Origin of the sequence: Achromobacter animicus (genome assembly GCF_902859585.1) — a bacterium.
GTDB lineage: Bacteria > Pseudomonadota > Gammaproteobacteria > Burkholderiales > Burkholderiaceae_B > Achromobacter > Achromobacter animicus.
This window is the reverse complement of sequence record NZ_CADIJM010000002.1, coordinates 283,809-299,929: the sequence shown is the minus strand read 5'-3', so window position 1 is coordinate 299,929 and position 16,121 is coordinate 283,809. Positions and strand designations below refer to the sequence as shown.

The 16,121-nt window shown below is 65.5% G+C and carries 10 protein-coding genes; 5 read left to right on the top strand and 5 right to left on the bottom strand.

Translation table 11 applies throughout. The features are described 5' to 3' along the window. Positions 1-19: 19 nt before the first annotated feature. From proC to HV681_RS06185, 4 genes are all read right to left on the bottom strand, one after another. Positions 20-826, bottom strand: a complete 807-nt coding sequence (gene proC / locus HV681_RS06200) for a pyrroline-5-carboxylate reductase (RefSeq protein ID WP_175122251.1) — start codon at positions 824-826, stop codon at positions 20-22. A gap of 100 nt (positions 827-926) precedes the next feature. Further along, entirely contained in the window at positions 927-1,697 is a 771-nt protein-coding gene (locus HV681_RS06195; protein WP_175122250.1) for a phytanoyl-CoA dioxygenase family protein, read from the bottom strand. 128 nt (positions 1,698-1,825) lie between these two features. After that, entirely contained in the window at positions 1,826-2,938 is a 1,113-nt protein-coding gene (locus HV681_RS06190) for an AI-2E family transporter (RefSeq protein ID WP_056559631.1), read from the bottom strand. A 163-nt stretch (positions 2,939-3,101) separates the two neighbouring features. Continuing rightward, entirely contained in the window at positions 3,102-4,169 is a 1,068-nt protein-coding gene (locus tag HV681_RS06185) for a LysR family transcriptional regulator (protein ID WP_175122249.1), read from the bottom strand. A gap of 386 nt (positions 4,170-4,555) precedes the next feature. Here HV681_RS06185 and HV681_RS06180 point away from each other — a divergent pair, with 386 nt between their 5' ends. The 5 genes from HV681_RS06180 (at position 4,556) to HV681_RS06160 (ending at position 12,331) form a co-directional block, all read left to right on the top strand. Continuing rightward, positions 4,556-5,749: an efflux RND transporter periplasmic adaptor subunit gene (locus HV681_RS06180; RefSeq protein WP_175122248.1), complete on the top strand. Its 1,194-nt coding sequence runs from the start codon at positions 4,556-4,558 to the stop codon at positions 5,747-5,749. A gap of 25 nt (positions 5,750-5,774) precedes the next feature. Then, complete coding sequence (locus HV681_RS06175) at positions 5,775-8,990, top strand: efflux RND transporter permease subunit (protein ID WP_175122247.1); 3,216 nt, start codon at positions 5,775-5,777, stop codon at positions 8,988-8,990. Positions 8,991-9,064: 74 nt separating this feature from the next. Further along, on the top strand, positions 9,065-10,543 hold the full coding sequence (locus tag HV681_RS06170) for an efflux transporter outer membrane subunit (protein ID WP_175122246.1): 1,479 nt from the start codon (positions 9,065-9,067) through the stop codon (positions 10,541-10,543). An 897-nt stretch (positions 10,544-11,440) separates the two neighbouring features. Beyond that, a complete protein-coding gene (locus tag HV681_RS06165; protein WP_175122245.1) occupies positions 11,441-11,959 on the top strand; it encodes an Hcp family type VI secretion system effector in 519 nt (172 codons plus the stop codon). Between the two features lie 114 nt (positions 11,960-12,073). Beyond that, a complete protein-coding gene (locus tag HV681_RS06160) occupies positions 12,074-12,331 on the top strand; it encodes a PAAR domain-containing protein (RefSeq protein WP_175122244.1) in 258 nt (85 codons plus the stop codon). A 42-nt stretch (positions 12,332-12,373) separates the two neighbouring features. Here HV681_RS06160 and tssM read toward each other — a convergent pair whose 3' ends face one another. Beyond that, positions 12,374-16,084, bottom strand: coding sequence for a type VI secretion system membrane subunit TssM (gene tssM, locus HV681_RS06155; RefSeq protein ID WP_302478740.1), 3,711 nt, complete (start codon positions 16,082-16,084; stop codon positions 12,374-12,376). Between the last annotated feature and the right edge of the window lie 37 nt (positions 16,085-16,121).

Below are 16,121 nucleotides of genomic sequence, written 5' to 3'. Positions count from 1 at the left end.
CGTTGCCGCGCCGGGGCCTTTATCCCGCGGACAACTCGCGGGCGCGCTGCTGCGCCTTGTGCACAGCTTCGGTGATGGCCTGGGCCACGCCCGCCTGCTGCATGTGCGACAGGGCGGCGTAGGTGGTGCCGCCCTTGGAAGTGACGCGGTCCTGCAATTCGGTCAACGGCACGTCCTCGCTGGCGGCCAGTTCCGACGCACCGCGGAAGGCGGCGACAGCCAGCCGGCGCGCATCGGCGGGCGCAAAGCCCAATTCGACGGCGCCCTTTTCCAAGGCCGCCATGAAATGGAACACGTAACCGGGGCCGCTGCCCGTCACCGCAGTGACGGCGTCGATCATGGCTTCGGATTCGGTCCAGATGCGTTCGCCGACCGCCGCGAACAGCGCGTCGACCTGATCGCGCTGGGCCTGCTCGCAAGCCGGCGTGGCGAAGAGGCCGGTCATGCCCAGGCCCACCTTGGCCGGCGTGTTGGGCATGGCGCGAACGATGCGCGCGTGCCCGCCCAGCCATTCCGACAACGCAGCCAGCTCGACGCCCGCCGCGATGCTGACCACGGTGGCCTCGGCCGGCAGATGCTGCCGGACCTGGCCGCAGGCTTCGCGCAGCACTTGCGGTTTGGTGGCCAGCACGCACAGGGCGGCGTCGCCGATGTCGGCACTGACGCTTTCCTGGCAGGGCAAGCCGCGTGCGACCAGCGCCTCGCGCGTCGGCGCGTAGGGTTCGATCACCAGAAAATCGGTCAACGCCCGGCCCTGGCCGATCAGTCCGTCGATGATGGCGGAGGCCATATTGCCGCCGCCGATGAAGACAATTTTTTCACGCATGTTGCTTCAGTTCCGAAGTAGGGATTGCGGACCGGACCGGCAGGGGTGCATTGCCGGCGCGCGGATCATTGATGCCACAGTCTACGGGCTTTCCGGGGCGTCACGCCCCCGCCAGCGGCACGCCCGCCTGCGACGACGACCGGGTGCCCGGCAGCGGATGGCAGGACTCGGGGTGGTAGGTATGAACCACCGACAGCTTCACGCGGTCGCTGCTGTTGCCCTGCGCGGCGTGCAAGGTGCGGCAGTGAAAGAACACCACATCGCCCGCTTGCAGTTCCGGACAGACGGCGCGCGCGATCCAGTCGGCGTTCTGCGGCACGTCTTCGCGGAAAAATTTCTTGTCGTCGAACTGGTCCGGCGTAAATGCCGCCGCGTGCGAGCCCGGAATGAACGACAGCCCGCCATTGGCGCGCGTCTCCGGCCCCAGGGCCAGCCAACAGGACACCAGATCCGTATCCGAGAACGACCAATAGCGGATGTCCTGATGCCAGCCCGTCAGGCTGCCGTACGCCGGGTGCTTGGTCATCACACAGTTGTGGTGCACGGTGGACAGCACCGGCGTCTCGTTGAAATAGCGCTTCAACCACTGGCCGATGCGCGGATCGGTGGCCCATTGGGCAAACAGGGGGTCGCGCGCGTAGGCGTTGAGCAGGCGGCGCACGGTCAGGCCGCCCTCGGCGTTGCGCGATTGCGGCGCGCCAGGATAGCGCAGGTCGGCTTCGTATTCGATGGGAGCGACGTGATCGCGCAAATGGCGTTCAGCCAGCGCACGCAGCGCGGCAACCTGCTCCGGGTTGGCGAACTGGCGCGCCACCACGAAGCCCTGCTCGCGCAGGATGGCTATCTGATCATCAGGCAATAACCCGGACATCTTGATCCTCACAGCCCGCGGCGTAGGCGGCGCGTCTGCGGGCGGGCAGGCGCGCACCGGGCAAGGCGCCGGTCACGCGGGATGGCTAGATTACCAAATGGCAAGGCCGCCGGGCGGCTCCCGCGTCCTCAGCCCGCTGGCGTCTTCTCGGGGCGGACCGGCGGCGGCGTCAGCCGGGCGGCGTCGCGCTCCTGGACCTCGTGGTGCACCCATTCGCGCCAGACGGCCACCAGCAGGGCCATCAGCACCGGCCCCACGAACAATCCCACGATGCCCATGGTCTTCACGCCGCCCACCAGCCCGAAGAAGGTCGGCAGGAACGGCAGCTTGACGGGACCGCCCACCAGGCGCGGGCGCAGGGTTTTGTCGACGATGAAGAGTTCGACGCTGCCCCAGACCATCAGCGCAATGCCCGCGACCACATGGCCCGAGCCCACCAGATACAGGGACACCAGCGTGAACGACAGCGGCGCGCCACCGGGAATCAGCGCCATGAAGCCGGTGACCACGCCCAGCAGCACGGGCGACGGCACACCCGCGACCCAGTAGGCGATGCCCAGCACCACGCCTTCGCCCAGCGCGATCAGGCCCATGCCGGTGACGGTGGAATTGATGGTGGCCGGGACCACGCGCGAAAAGCGCTGCCAGCGGGCGGGCAGAATGCGCTCGCCCAGCACGTCCAGCTGCGCGACCATGCGGATGCCGTCCTTGTAGACGAAGAACAGCGTGATCAACATGAACAGCACCGTCAGCAGCAACTGGAACACGTTGCCCGTGGCGGCCAGCGCCATGCGGTAGATGTTGCCCAGGTGTTCGCCGCTGACGGCTTCGACCAGCGCGCCCAGCGCGTGAGGCTGGCCGATATAGGATTGCCAGTACTGTCCCAGGCGATCGCCCACCACCGGCAGGGACGAAATCCACGCAGGCACGTCCACGCCGTGGCGGTTGGCCGCGATGGCCCAGGCGACGAAAGCGCTGGCTTCCTTGATGGCATAGGACAGGGCCAGCGACAACGGGACAATCAGCACCACGACGACGACCAGCAGCGCCAGCGACGCGGCAACCGCCGTGCGGCCGCCGCAACGGACGACGAGGCGTTGGTACAGGGGCCAGCTGGCCAGGCCGATGATCAGCGCCGCCAGGGCCGGAACCAGGAATCCGCTAAGAAAGTAAACCCCCGCCAACAGCACAAGCAGCAACAGCCAACGGGCGATCAGGTAGGCGGGTAGAACAGGCTGCATAGCGGATCGACTGTAAGGGCGTTGTAGGCTTTGACTGTCGGACTATACAGACGTTTCATGCAATACGAGGGACGTAAGGGCTGTATTTACTACGGGGTTTCCCGTGCTTAACGCAGATGGCGGACCCGAAGGTCCGCCATGTCGTCGTCCAGCCTACGCGGATTTACAGCACGTATTCCGCAGCTTCCTCGCGGGCGGTGCGGCGACGCGGGGCCATGTCGGCCAGCGCCGGGATAGCGGGCACGGGCGGTTGCGCCGGAGCGGTCTGTCCCTGATTGCGCTGGTACACCGCGCAGGACGCGGCGGCCGGGTCGGTCTCGTCGCGGCCGCTGAGCAGCGGACACCCGGCGAACAGTTCGGCCACCCAGTCGGTAAAGGCCCGCACCTTGGGCGACAACTGCCGGCTCTGCGGATACAGCACCGAGATTGCCGTGGAGCTGGGCTTCCACTGCGGCAGGATCTCGATCAGCTCACCCGATTGCAGATACGGCAGCGCCATGTAGCGGGCGGTCTGGATCAGCCCGAAGCCCTTCAGCCCGCAATCCAGGTAGGCGCCCGCTTCGTTCACGGCCACCGTGCCCTTCATGTCCACTTCCTGGTGCTTGCCGTCCACCTTGAAGTCCCAGGCACAGTTGCGGCCGGTGCGGCTGGAGAAATAATGCACCGCGTGGTGGTCGCGCAACGATTCGATCGTCTGCGGCATGCCGTGGCGCGCCACGTAGGTCGGCGACGCGCAGGTCACGGTCTGCAGCGTGCCGATGCGGCGGGCGACCAGGCTGGAATCTTCGAGATCGCCGGCGCGGATCACGCAGTCCACGGCTTCCTGGACCATGTCGACCGGACGGTCGCCCAGGCCCAGCACCAGCTCGACGTCGGGGTATTTGTCGTGGAAATCACACAATGAGGGAATCAGGATCAGCCGGCCGATGCAGGTCGGCACATCGATGCGCAGCCGGCCCTTGAGCCGCAGGGCCGCTTCCTGGAAGCAGGCCTCGGTCTCTTCCACGTCGGCCAGGATGCGCACGCAGTGCTGGTAATAGCCTGCGCCGTCGGGCGTCAGGCCGATGCGGCGCGTGGTGCGATTCAACAGGCGAACGCCAAGAAGGCGTTCCAGATTCTGAATGATGGTGGTGACGGTGGTGCGCGGAAGCGATAGGCTGTCGGCCGCCCGGGTGAAGCTATTGGCGTCCACGACGCGCACAAACACCTGCATAGCCTGAAAGCGGTCCATGGCAAGGGTGTCCTTAGGCAAATAAGTCGGGGTGGACGGAGCATAACCCGATTTCGGCCTGGATTAGTCATTCTCCACGAACAGTGTTGCCGGGATAGACAGGTTTATCCGCCCGGACAAAACACTCAGAATGCAAACCATCTTGAAGTGCCCTTGCCGCCCGGCGCAAGAAAAGGGCATGTCAATCCTCAGATTCCGCCCCCGCAGCGACCCGCCCTGATCAGGCGCCCGCCGCCTCTGGATAAGCGACCCCGGTCGATGCTGCACCGCAGCATATCCATATAGCGCCGGATTCTTAGGACTGGCATCCCCGCCCCGCCGACTCCTCGTCCCCGCATCCCGGGCAAGCGCGCTTCCGCCTCTAAAAGACCACTAAAGGAAACACCATGGTTTCGCGTAAACGTATTGCTGTGCTCGTCGTATTTGCAGCCGTGCTGGCGGCGGGCGGCGGCTATGCCCTCACCCGCGGCCCCGCGGGCGGCAATGTCGCGATGGCGCAGGGCGCCCCCGCCGCGCCGCCCGTCGAGGTTGCGGAAGTCCTCAACAAGACGATCGTCGACTGGCAGCGCTATTCCGGCCGCCTGGAAGCCATCGACCGCGTGGACATCCGCCCCCTGGTCTCCGGCACGCTGACCGCCGTCCATTTCAAGGACGGCAGCATCGTCAAGAAGGGCGACGTGCTCTTCACCATCGACCCGCGCCCCTACGCGGCCGAGGTGGACCGCGCCGCCGCGGCGCTGACCGCCGCCAAGGCGCGCGCCGCCTACACGGCCTCGGAACTGGCCCGTGGCCAGCGCCTCTTGACCGACAACGCCATCGCCCGCCGCGACTTCGAGGAAAAGCAGAACGCCGCGCGCGAAGCCGCCGCCAACCTGCAGGGCGCCCAGGCCGCGCTGGACTTCGCCAAGCTCAACCTGGGCTACACGCGTATCGAGGCCCCCGTGGACGGCCGCGTGTCGCGCGCCGAGGTCACCGTGGGCAACGTGGTCGCCGCCGGCGCCGCATCGGTGCCGCTGACCACGCTGGTGTCGGTGTCCAAGATGTACGCATCGTTCGACGTGGACGAACAAACGTTCCTGCGCTACGTGAACCCCGCCCGCAACGGCCGCAATGGCGCGGTGCCTGTCGAACTGGGCCTGGCCAATGAGGAAGGCTACTCGCGCACCGGCGCCGTGCAGTCGGTGGACAACCGCCTGGACGCCACCTCCGGCACCATCCGCGTGCGCGCCGAGTTCGACAATGCCGACGGCACCCTGCTGCCGGGCCTCTACGCCCGCATCCGCCTGGGCGGCAGCGAACCCCGCGAGGCCGTGCTGATCGACGAACGCGCCATCGGCACCGACCAGGACAAGCGCTTCGTGCTGGTGCTGGACGACAAGAACCACGCCGTCTACCGCCAGGTGAAGCTGGGCGCCAATCAGGAAGGCCTGCGCGTCGTCGACGCCGGCCTGACTGCCGGCGAACGCATCGTCGTCAACGGCCTGCAGCGCATCCGCCCCGGCGACGCCGTGACCCCGACCGTTGTCCCCATGGTTGCCGCCAAGCGCAACCCGGTCAAGACCGCCTCGGCGCAGAACTGAGCCGACGCGTCGAACGAGAACGTTTATGAATATCTCGAAATTCTTCATCGACCGGCCGATCTTCGCCGGCGTGCTATCGATCCTGGTGCTGCTGGCAGGCCTGCTGGCCATGTTCCAGCTGCCCATCTCCGAATACCCGGAAGTCGTGCCGCCGTCCGTGGTGGTGCGCGCGCAGTACCCGGGCGCCAACCCCAAGGTCATCGCCGAAACCGTCGCCTCGCCGCTGGAAGAATCCATCAACGGCGTCGAAGACATGCTGTACATGCAGTCGCAGGCCAACAGCGACGGCAACCTGACGCTGACGGTCAACTTCAAGCTGGGCGTGGACCCGGACAAGGCGCAGCAGCTGGTGCAGAACCGCGTGTCGCAAGCGCTGCCGCGTCTGCCGCCGGATGTGCAGCGTCTGGGCGTGACCACGGCCAAGAGCTCTCCCACGCTGACGCTGGTCGTGCACCTGATCTCGCCCAATGACCGCTACGACATCACCTACCTGCGCAACTACGCCATCCTGAACGTCAAGGACCGCCTGTCGCGCATCACGGGCGTGGGCGAAGTGACGGTGTGGGGGTCGGGCAACTACTCCATGCGCGTGTGGCTCGATCCGCAAAAGGTCGCGCAGCGCGGCATGACCGCATCCGAAGTCGTCAACGCGATCCGCGAACAGAACGTGCAGGTGGCCGCCGGCGTGATCGGCGCCTCGCCCACGCAGGGCGACGTGCCGCTGCAATTGAACGTGAACGCGCGCGGCCGACTGCAGACCGAAGAAGAATTCCGCGACATCATCCTGAAGACCTCGCCGGACGGCGCCGTGACGCACCTGTCCGACGTGGCCCGCGTGGAACTGGATGCGCAGGAATACGGCCTGCGTTCGCTCCTGAACAACAAGCAGGCGGTCGGCATGGGCATCATGCAGTCGCCCGGCGCCAACGCGCTGGACGTCTCCAGCCAGGTGCGCGCCGCGATGGCCGAGCTGGCCCAGGACTTCCCGCCGGGCGTGGAATACCGCATCGAATACGACCCCACGCAATTCGTGCGCTCCAGTATCGAAGCCGTCGTGCACACCCTGCTCGAAGCCATCGCGCTGGTCGTGCTGGTCGTGATTCTGTTCCTGCAGACCTGGCGCGCGTCCATCATCCCGCTGCTCGCGGTGCCCGTGTCCATCGTCGGCACGTTCGCGCTGCTGCTGATGTTCGGCTACTCCATCAACGCGCTGTCGCTGTTCGGCATGGTGCTGGCCATCGGGATCGTGGTGGACGACGCCATCGTGGTCGTCGAAAACGTCGAACGCAACATCGCGGCCGGCTTGAGTCCACGCGATGCGACCTATCGCGCCATGCGCGAAGTCAGCGGCCCCATCATCGCCATCGCGCTGACGCTGTGCGCCGTGTTCGTGCCGCTTGCCTTCATGACGGGCCTGACCGGCCAGTTCTACAAGCAGTTCGCCATGACCATCGCCATCTCGACGGTGATCTCGGCCTTCAACTCGCTGACCCTGTCGCCCGCACTGTCGGCCCTGCTGCTCAAGAGCCACCACGACAAGCCCGACTGGCTGACCCGCGGCATGAACCGCGTCTTCGGCCGCTTCTTCAACTGGTTCAACAACATGTTTGGCCGCGCGTCCGAGTCCTACGGCACGGGCGTGGCCAGCGTCATCCGCCGCAAGGCCGGCGCGATGGGCGTGTACGCCGTGCTGGTCGCCGCGACCATTGGCGTGTCGTACCTGGTGCCGGGCGGCTTCGTACCCGCGCAGGACAAGCAATACCTGATCGGCTTCACGCAGCTGCCCAACGGCGCCTCGCTGGACCGCACCGAAGACGTGATCCGCCGCATGAGCGACATCGCCCTGAAGGAGCCCGGCGTGCAGTCGGCCATCGCCTTCCCCGGCCTGTCCATCAACGGCTTCACCAACAGCTCCAGCGCCGGCATCGTGTTCGTCACGCTCAAGCCCTTCGGCGAACGCAACAACGCCGAGCTGTCCGGCAACGCCATCGCCGCGTCCCTGAACCAGAAGTTCGCAGCCATCCAGGACTCGTTCATCGCCGTGTTCCCGCCCCCGCCCGTCATGGGCCTGGGCACGCTCGGCGGCTTCAAGCTCCAGCTCGAAGACCGCGCGGCCCTCGGCTATGCCGAACTGGACAAGGCCAAGCAGGCCTTCCTGGAAAAGGCGCGCCAGACGCCGGAACTGGGCCCCACGTTCTCCAGCTACGAGATCAACGTCCCGCAGCTCGACGTCGACCTGGACCGCGTCAAGGCCAAGCAGCTTGGCGTGCCGGTGACCGAAGTCTTCGACACCATGCAGATCTATCTGGGCTCCATGTACGTCAACGACTTCAACCGGTTCGGCCGCGTCTTCCAGGTTCGCGCCCAGGCTGATGCGCCCTTCCGCGCCCACGCCGACGACATCCTGCAGCTCAAGACCCGCAACGCCGCCGGCGACATGGTCCCGCTGTCCTCGCTGGTCACCGTCAAGCAGACCTTCGGCCCCGAAATGGTCGTGCGCTACAACGGCTACACCGCCGCCGACATCAACGGCGGCCCCGCCCCCGGCTACTCGTCCGACCAGGCGCAAGCCGCCGCCGAGCGCGTCGCCGCCGAAACCCTGCCGCGTGGCGTCAAGTTCGAATGGACTGACCTCACGTACCAGCAGATCCTCGCGGGCAACGCCGGCCTGTGGGTCTTCCCCATCAGCGTCCTGCTCGTTTTTCTGGTGCTGGCCGCGTTGTACGAAAGCCTGACCCTGCCGCTCGCCGTGATCCTCATCGTGCCGATGAGCATCCTGGCCGCGCTGACCGGCGTCTACCTCACCGGCAACGACAACAACATCTTCACGCAGATCGGCCTGATGGTGCTGGTGGGGCTGTCGGCGAAGAACGCGATCCTGATCGTCGAATTCGCCCGGGAGCTCGAAATGAACGGCCGCACGCCGCTCGAAGCCGCCATCGAAGCCAGCCGCCTGCGCCTGCGTCCCATCCTGATGACGTCCATCGCGTTCATCATGGGCGTGGTGCCGCTGGTGCTGTCCTCTGGCGCCGGTTCCGAAATGCGCCACGCCATGGGTGTCGCCGTCTTCTTCGGCATGCTCGGCGTGACCCTGTTCGGCCTGTTCCTCACGCCGGTGTTCTACGTCCTGCTCCGCTCGCTCGGCGGCAAGAAGCTGCACTCCGCCGCGCCGCACGAAGCGCCCGTCTGCGTGCCGCACATCGACCCCAACGCGCCGCCCGCGCCGCAACACCACGCGTAAGCCGACAGAAAAAAGAGTAGCCAGCGCGTCCCGTCCGAATTTGCACGGGACGCGCGCCAAAGAGAAACGTCATCATGATCAAAAGACTGACCCGAGGATCCGCCCTGCTCGCCATGCTGCTCGTGCTGGCCGGCTGCGCGGTGGGTCCCACCTACCAGCGCCCCGCGGCCGACACGCCCGCCGCCTTCAAGGAAGCCGCCCTGCCCGCGTCCGAGGCCGGCACCTGGAAGCCCGCCGAACCTTCTGAGGACGCCCTGCGCGGCGCCTGGTGGAAGGTCTTCAACGACGAAGGCCTGAACCAGCTTGAAGAAGAAGCCCAGCGCGCCAACCAGGACCTCCAAGCCGCCGCCGCCCGCCTCACCCAGGCCCGCGCCCTGCAACGCGAAGCGCGCTCCGGCTTCTTCCCCAGCCTCGACGCCGGCTTCGGCCCCAACCGCCAACGCCCCTCGGCCGTCTCGCAAGGCCTGCCCGACGGCACGTCGACTTCCCCCGTCACCACCTGGCGCGCGCAAGGCACGGTGTCATACGAGGCCGACCTCTTCGGCCGCGTCGCATCGACAGTTGACGCCGCCACCGCCGACGCCCAGCAAAGCGAAGCGCTCTACCGCTCCGTCCTGCTCGCCCTGCAAGCCGACGTCGCCACCACTTACTTCCTGGTCCGTGAACAAGACGCCGAATCGCGCCTCTACCACCAGACCGTCAAACTGCGCACCGACACCCTTCAACTCATCCAGCGCCGCTACGACGCCGGCGACATCAGTGAACTGGACCTGGCACGCGCCAAGGCCGAACTCGCCTCCGCGCAATCCGAAGCCCTGGGCATCGACCGCCGCCGCGCCACCGCCGAACACGCGCTGGCCGTCCTGCTGGGCCGCGCCCCGTCCGAATTCACCATGCCGCCCCAGCCCATCGAAAAGATCGCGCTGACTATCCCCGCCGGCCTGCCCTCCACGCTGCTCGAACGCCGCCCCGACATCGCCGCAGCCGAACGCGCCATGGCCGCCGCCAACGCCCGCGTCGGCGCCGCCAAGTCCGCGTTCTTCCCCCGCCTGGATATCACCGGCGCCTTCGGCTACGAGTCCTCGGAACTGGGCAACCTCTTCCAATGGTCCAGCCGCACGTTCCTGCTGGGCCCCCTGGTCGGCGCCGCCCTGTCCATGCCCATCTTCGACGGCGGCCGCCGCCAAGCCGGCCTGGACCGCGCCCGCGCCGTCTACGAAGAAGACGTCGCCGTCTACCGCCAGACCGTCCTGAACGCGTTCCGCGAAGTGGAAGACAACCTCGCGAACCTGCGCATCCTCGCGGACCAGACCAAGGCCCAGAATGAGGCGGTGGAAGCGGCTGCCCGCGCCGCGAAACTCTCGCACACGCAGTACCGCGAAGGCTCGATCAGCTATCTGGACGTGATTGAAGCCGACCGCAGCGTGCTCTTGCAGCAACGCGTGTCGGTGCAACTGACTGCCGAACAGGCCCGGTCGACGGTGGCATTGATTCGCGCCATCGGCGGCGGCTGGGATAATCCGGTCCCGCCGGAAAAGGTCGCGACGAAGTAACGCAAACCAGTTTGGTGTCTGACACGCGAAGCGTTTCTAACCCGGTGTCAGACACCCCGCGTAGACCGGCTTGCACTCGTTACGGTTTAGCCCGAGGGGTGTCAGACACCTAGCCATCACTAAGCCGTCGCCAAGCCGTCGCCAACCGACACGGCACCGCCAAAAAACCACCTACGCGCCAGCGCGCAGCGCCATCACCCCGACGCAAGACACCGCGTAAGCCCCACCAGGCCGCCCGCGCGGCCGCAGTGGGGCGGGCCCCGCAAGACGGTCCGACTCACGAAAAGCGTCGGCAAGAACCTCAAGAACCCCACCCACGCCAGCGTCCTATCAAGTTCAAACCACCGCAGCCCGGTGTGGCGGCGGCCTGGGTGTGCGGGGCGTGTAGATGCGCCCGAGGGAATCGGAAGGCAGGCGCCGCAGGCGACAACGACGATGACGAAGGGGCAGTCCGGAGCGAAGGCTCCGGACCGCAATCGTAGCCCCGCGCACCCAGGCCGCCGCCACGCCGGGCGTCTAAAGAACCCACCCCGCCCGAACGCCAGCCCCCCCCCGAACGAACAGCTTCTCCGAGTCAGCCAAAAAACAGACCGAGCCAACTCCGACCCACCCGAGCCATTCCCGACCCGAATTTTTCCGCTTTGTTTTTAAAGACTTAAAAAAGCACCGAGCCACAACTGACCCGAATCCCCGCAGAAAAAGCCACTTTCGGGTTTTTCGAGCAATCCGTAATCAGCGATCAGCCCCGAAACCATCAATTAAGCCTTTGATAAATAAGAGGAAACCAGCATTCAGCCAAACCCTGGCACGGACTTTGCAATTAACCGGATGTCATCCCCGATGACACACCGGCCAATAAGGCCATCACGCAAAAGAAACCAAACCAGGAAACAGCAAATGCCGACTCCCGCCTACATCAGCATCCAGGGCAAGACCCAGGGCAACATCACGCAAGGCGCCTTTACCGCCGACTCCGTCGGCAACGTCTACCAGGAAGGTCATGAAGACCAGATCCTGGTCCAGGAAATCGAACACCTGATCGCCACCCCCACCGACCCGCAAAGCGGCCAGCCTTCCGGCCAGCGCGTCCACAAGCCCTTCGTCTTCACCGCGCCCCTCAACAAGGCCACCCCCCTCATGTACCAGGCCCTCGCCTCCGGCGAAATGCTGCCCGAAGTCGAAGTCAAGTGGTACCGCACCTCCACCGAAGGCAAGCAAGAGCACTTCTTCACCACCAAGCTCGAAGACGCCACCATCGTCAACATCAACACCGTACTCCCGCACGCCCAGGACCCCACCAAGGCCGAGTACACCCAGCTCGTCAAGGTCGCCATGGCCTACCGCAAGATCACCTGGACCCACGCCATCGCCGGCACCGAAGCCTCCGACGACTGGCGCAAGCCCCAAGAAGCCTGATCCCAGGTTTCTTAAATAACAAGGCCGGCGCATCACGCGCCGGCCTTGTCCGTTCTGATCCGACCTTGATCGACACGGGGCTAATCAACAGCCCCAAACGTCAGGAAGCCAATCATGAAACCCATCGTTCTTGTAGGTCATCACCATAGCTGCCCCACGCACGGCACCGGCACCGTCGTCACCGGTGCAAGCGAAGCCATCGTCAACGGCCGCGCCGTCGCTCGCATCGGCGACCGCATCAGTTGCGGCGCAATCATTCAGACCGGCTCGCCCGGCACCATCATCGAAGGACAACCCGTTGCGCGCCAAGGCGACAAAACCAGCCATGGCGGCACGCTGATCGAAGGCGAGGCCGGCTGGCTGGTCGAATGATCCATCCAGGCGTGGCAGCGCGATCACGTTGCCACGCCTCCCTCACCGGACCACGCCTACCGGCCCCCCCACCTGCCGAGCCACCCGCGCAGGCATGCCACCCGCCGAGGCAGCCTGCTTCCCGCCAACCTTGCCCCCCGCACTCTGCCCTCCTGCATCGTTACCGCGCACGCCATCCTCTAGAAGCGTCTTCGGCAAGGCAAACCCCTTGAACAACGGCTGCGTGAACGGATTGTTCGCCTTCTCCGTACTGATGCGATAGCGCATACCGCCGTCCGGCGCAGCAAAGCTGATATCAACGCTCGAGCTCGTCGCACCGTTCAGGCGGGCCTGACTGAGCAGCCGGTACAGCGACCACGGACCGCGATAAGCCAGTCCGCTGCTGCTGCCCCCCGCATGCACCAACGTCATCCGGCTTTCATTGCTGGACGCCAGCGTGTTCGGCCAGATCAACGCCGTGCTGGTCGTCGGACCGTGGTTGTAAGTCACCAACTGCCCTTCCACGCTAAGCGAGCTGCTGCGCTTGCTCGGCGCCATTCCCAACGGCTCCACATGGAACTGCACACCCAACGTGCCGCGGCTATTGAAGAACGCGTCCCGGATCTTCTCGGCCGCTTCAAGCTGCGTCAGCACGTCATTGCGCACCAGATATCCGCCCAACCGCTCCGAGTACAACGCCTCAAGGTTGTCCTCGATGAACAGATTCAGATACTTCTCGCGAAACTGCTGCAAACGCCCCTGCGGCCCGAAAAACGCCGTGAAATCGTCCAACGCCACTTCCTCACGGCTCGCCGGATTGAACGGATAACGATTCGCCAACCGCTCGCGATAAAAGCGATACACGTCGATGTCCCAACGACGCTCAAGCTCGCGCAATGCCTCCACCAGAATCACCCGCGACGACTCGTCGGCCAGCTTGCCCACCTGACGGTTCAGCGGTTCGGGCAGACCCGCAGCAATACGCTGCAGATTGCTGATCGGATCCGGCCCTTTCAGCCCGAAGCGCTCCAGCACCACGTCAAGCGCCGTCTTGCCGCGGTCCGGGCTGTCGTGCACCGTGCGCACCTTGTCTTGCACGCTACCGATCGCCACCAGAGTTTCGTCCAGGTACGACGCCCGATCGCCCTTGGCCTGCAACAGTTGGCTCATCGGCGCAAACGCCCGCGCAATCCCGAATATCGCGCCGGTTTCGTCCTTGCCAGCTGCCACCTTTTCCGCCACGCCAGAAGCCTGCGCAACCGCTGCGCCCTTCCCGTCGAGCGCGCCCGTGACTGCAGGGGTGTTGGCGCCAAGTTCACTGTTGTCGCGCACGGTTTCCACCAGCCGGCGCAACGGCGCCGCAGGACTCGTCACCGTGCCCAGCACATTGACCGCCTCGGCAAGATCATGAAAATCCCGAACCTCAAGCTGGTTGAGGTTGCGCTGCCAGGTGTCGATGTAATCACGGCCGTAGATGGCCTGGATGCGCTCGGCCAATGCGCGCTTGTCGGCCTCCGAATAATCGATATTGCGCCGCTCGCCCAACGCCCACTGATCGATCATCGCCAGTTCGGTCAGATCCTGGCTGTGCGGCGCGAAGTAATTGTGAAATCCCTTGGCCGTCAACAGCGCGTCGATACGGCCATCGGAAGCGGGCTGTCCCGTTTCTGCCTTGGCCGCAGCCGCCGGCTGATAGACCACATCAAAGGCCGGGCCGATTTCATTGCGCAGATCCAGCGGCGCCCTGAGAAATTCGCCCGCCTGACGGCGCATCGTCATGTACACGCGCTGCGGCAACGGAATCTGCCGCAGGTCGCGCTGCACGACGGACACGCGCTGCTGGAACTGCGGCAGCAGCGTGTCGGCATACTTCATCGCGTAGTCCAGATGCCGCATCAACGCACGCTGCACCTTGTCCTCGCCGGGGAAAGCCTGTGCCCACTGCCGCCCCATCCAACGCTCCACCACCGGCGGCCGGCGGTTGGGACGATCCTCAATCATGCGGTACACGCGCAACGCCTCAAGCTGCGCATCGCTGTCGATCGAGGTGCCGTCAAGGTGCTCCATCACCCCATTGGCCAGCGCAGGCAGGAATCGCTGGGACAGCAGCGTCAAATAGGCCTGATCGACCTTCGGACCAATCTGCCATCCCTGATACAGACCCATGTCCGCCACAAGCGGCCACGCTTCCCGATAATCGCCATACACTGCCACCGCGCTGCTGATCTGATCCAGCGGCTGAAGCAGATTGCGGCCCGTCGTGTCCAGCTTGCCGTCGATGGCGTGGGCGCTATAAGCGCGGCTGCGCTCCAGAACGCTCATGGCCTTGTCCCGGTTCACTGCGTAGTAGTGATACCAGCCGCCGAGGATCACCGCGCTGCCCAGCGACGCCACTCCGAAGCGCAAGGCCAGCGCGCGGCGCTTCTCGGCACGCACACGCGGGTTGTCGCCCGCCAGGCCGGATTCGGGATAGATGACGCGCTGAAAAAGCTGCTGGGCGAAGTAAACCATCGCGCGGCCGCTGGGATGCGTGGCCGGCACGGGCTCGCGGATATCGTAGTTCTGCGAGGCAGACGCCACGAACGCGTTGGTCAGCACGCCCTGCTGATAGACCGACGACAGAAAGACGCCACGCGGCAGCGCCGGCGTGATGTAGCGATCGCTGCCCAGCACATCGGTCAGGAATTCCATCAAGAGCGGCCGCATGCCGGTCAGCTGCCGCACCAGGGAATAGAGGGCTTCCCGTTGACGCAATTCGCGGACGTCGGCCAACGCATCAAATACCTGCTCGTTCAGACGCGTCAGAAATTCGTCGTACCGCGCGCCCAGTTCATCCCGCCACGCATCGTAACGCTGCACCGAGTCCAGCGTAAACGAAAACCCAAAGATGTCCTCGCGAGCGGACTTGGACAGCCGCGCGAACAGCGGCTCGAATCCTTCAAGCAAGTCGAATTTGCTCAGCACGACATACAGCGGCGGACGCGTGCCGAGCTGTCGGCTCAGTTCGGCCAGCCGCGCGCGCAGCAACGAGGCCAGCGCCTTGCGGTCGCTGGGTTGCTGATTCAGCAGCGTGACCAGGCTGACCATCAGCACCACACCATTGAGCGGACGGCGGCTGCGATTGCGCCCCAGCCAGCTCACAAAGCTATCCCACAGACGGGAATGAAGCGCCTCGGGCAGGAGCGCGGGTCCCGCAGCGTCTCCCGGCCTTGGCGCTTCCGTACTTCCGGACGCCGCAGACGCTTCAATTTCCGCCGTCACTCGCGGCTGGCTGATCAGTTCGCCTGGCGGGTCGATCAGCACCGCGTCATCGCCGATCCACCAGTCAATGCGATAGATCCGGTCCGGGTCGTCCTGCAGGCGCTGACTGCCCGCCTTGACCTCACCGGTCAACGAAAACGTCTGGCTAGACCGGTTGACGAAGCTGGTTTTGCCCGCGTTTTCCTGTCCCAGCACCAGGTACCAAGGCAGTTGGTAAAGCGCGTTGCGGCCCTTCAGGTTTGCCTGCAGCACGCTCAGGCTCTTGTCCAGATCCCGCTCCTGCGCCTGCACGTAGCGCAAGCAGGGATCGTCTTGCTGCTTCTGCGTCTGCGCCCGCTCGGCTTCCAGCGTCAGATTCCGTTTGCGCAGCCTGATGGCCCAGACCAGCAAGGGCAGCGCAATCAGCACGAGCGTGGCCAGCACGCGCGCGGTCAGACTTGCCAGCGGTTGGTATTCATCCCAGGTCCACATCGGCCCCAACCACCAGATGGCGGCCAAGGCGAGCGCCAGCATCAGCAGCAACGCCACTGGCATGCCCTGCTTTGTCCAT

Excerpts from the sequence above, each read along its gene's own strand:
- proC (WP_175122251.1), bottom strand. The coding sequence starts at position 826 with ATGCGTGAAAAAATTGTCTTCATCGGCGGCGGCAATATGGCCTCCGCC.
- HV681_RS06195 (WP_175122250.1), bottom strand. The coding sequence starts at position 1,697 with ATGTCCGGGTTATTGCCTGATGATCAGATAGCCATCCTGCGCGAGCAG.
- HV681_RS06190 (WP_056559631.1), bottom strand. The coding sequence starts at position 2,938 with ATGCAGCCTGTTCTACCCGCCTACCTGATCGCCCGTTGGCTGTTGCTG.
- HV681_RS06185 (WP_175122249.1), bottom strand. The coding sequence starts at position 4,169 with ATGGACCGCTTTCAGGCTATGCAGGTGTTTGTGCGCGTCGTGGACGCC.
- HV681_RS06180 (WP_175122248.1), top strand. The coding sequence starts at position 4,556 with ATGGTTTCGCGTAAACGTATTGCTGTGCTCGTCGTATTTGCAGCCGTG.
- HV681_RS06175 (WP_175122247.1), top strand. The coding sequence starts at position 5,775 with ATGAATATCTCGAAATTCTTCATCGACCGGCCGATCTTCGCCGGCGTG.
- HV681_RS06170 (WP_175122246.1), top strand. The coding sequence starts at position 9,065 with ATGATCAAAAGACTGACCCGAGGATCCGCCCTGCTCGCCATGCTGCTC.
- HV681_RS06165 (WP_175122245.1), top strand. The coding sequence starts at position 11,441 with ATGCCGACTCCCGCCTACATCAGCATCCAGGGCAAGACCCAGGGCAAC.
- HV681_RS06160 (WP_175122244.1), top strand. The coding sequence starts at position 12,074 with ATGAAACCCATCGTTCTTGTAGGTCATCACCATAGCTGCCCCACGCAC.
- tssM (WP_302478740.1), bottom strand. The coding sequence starts at position 16,084 with ATGCTGGCGCTCGCCTTGGCCGCCATCTGGTGGTTGGGGCCGATGTGG.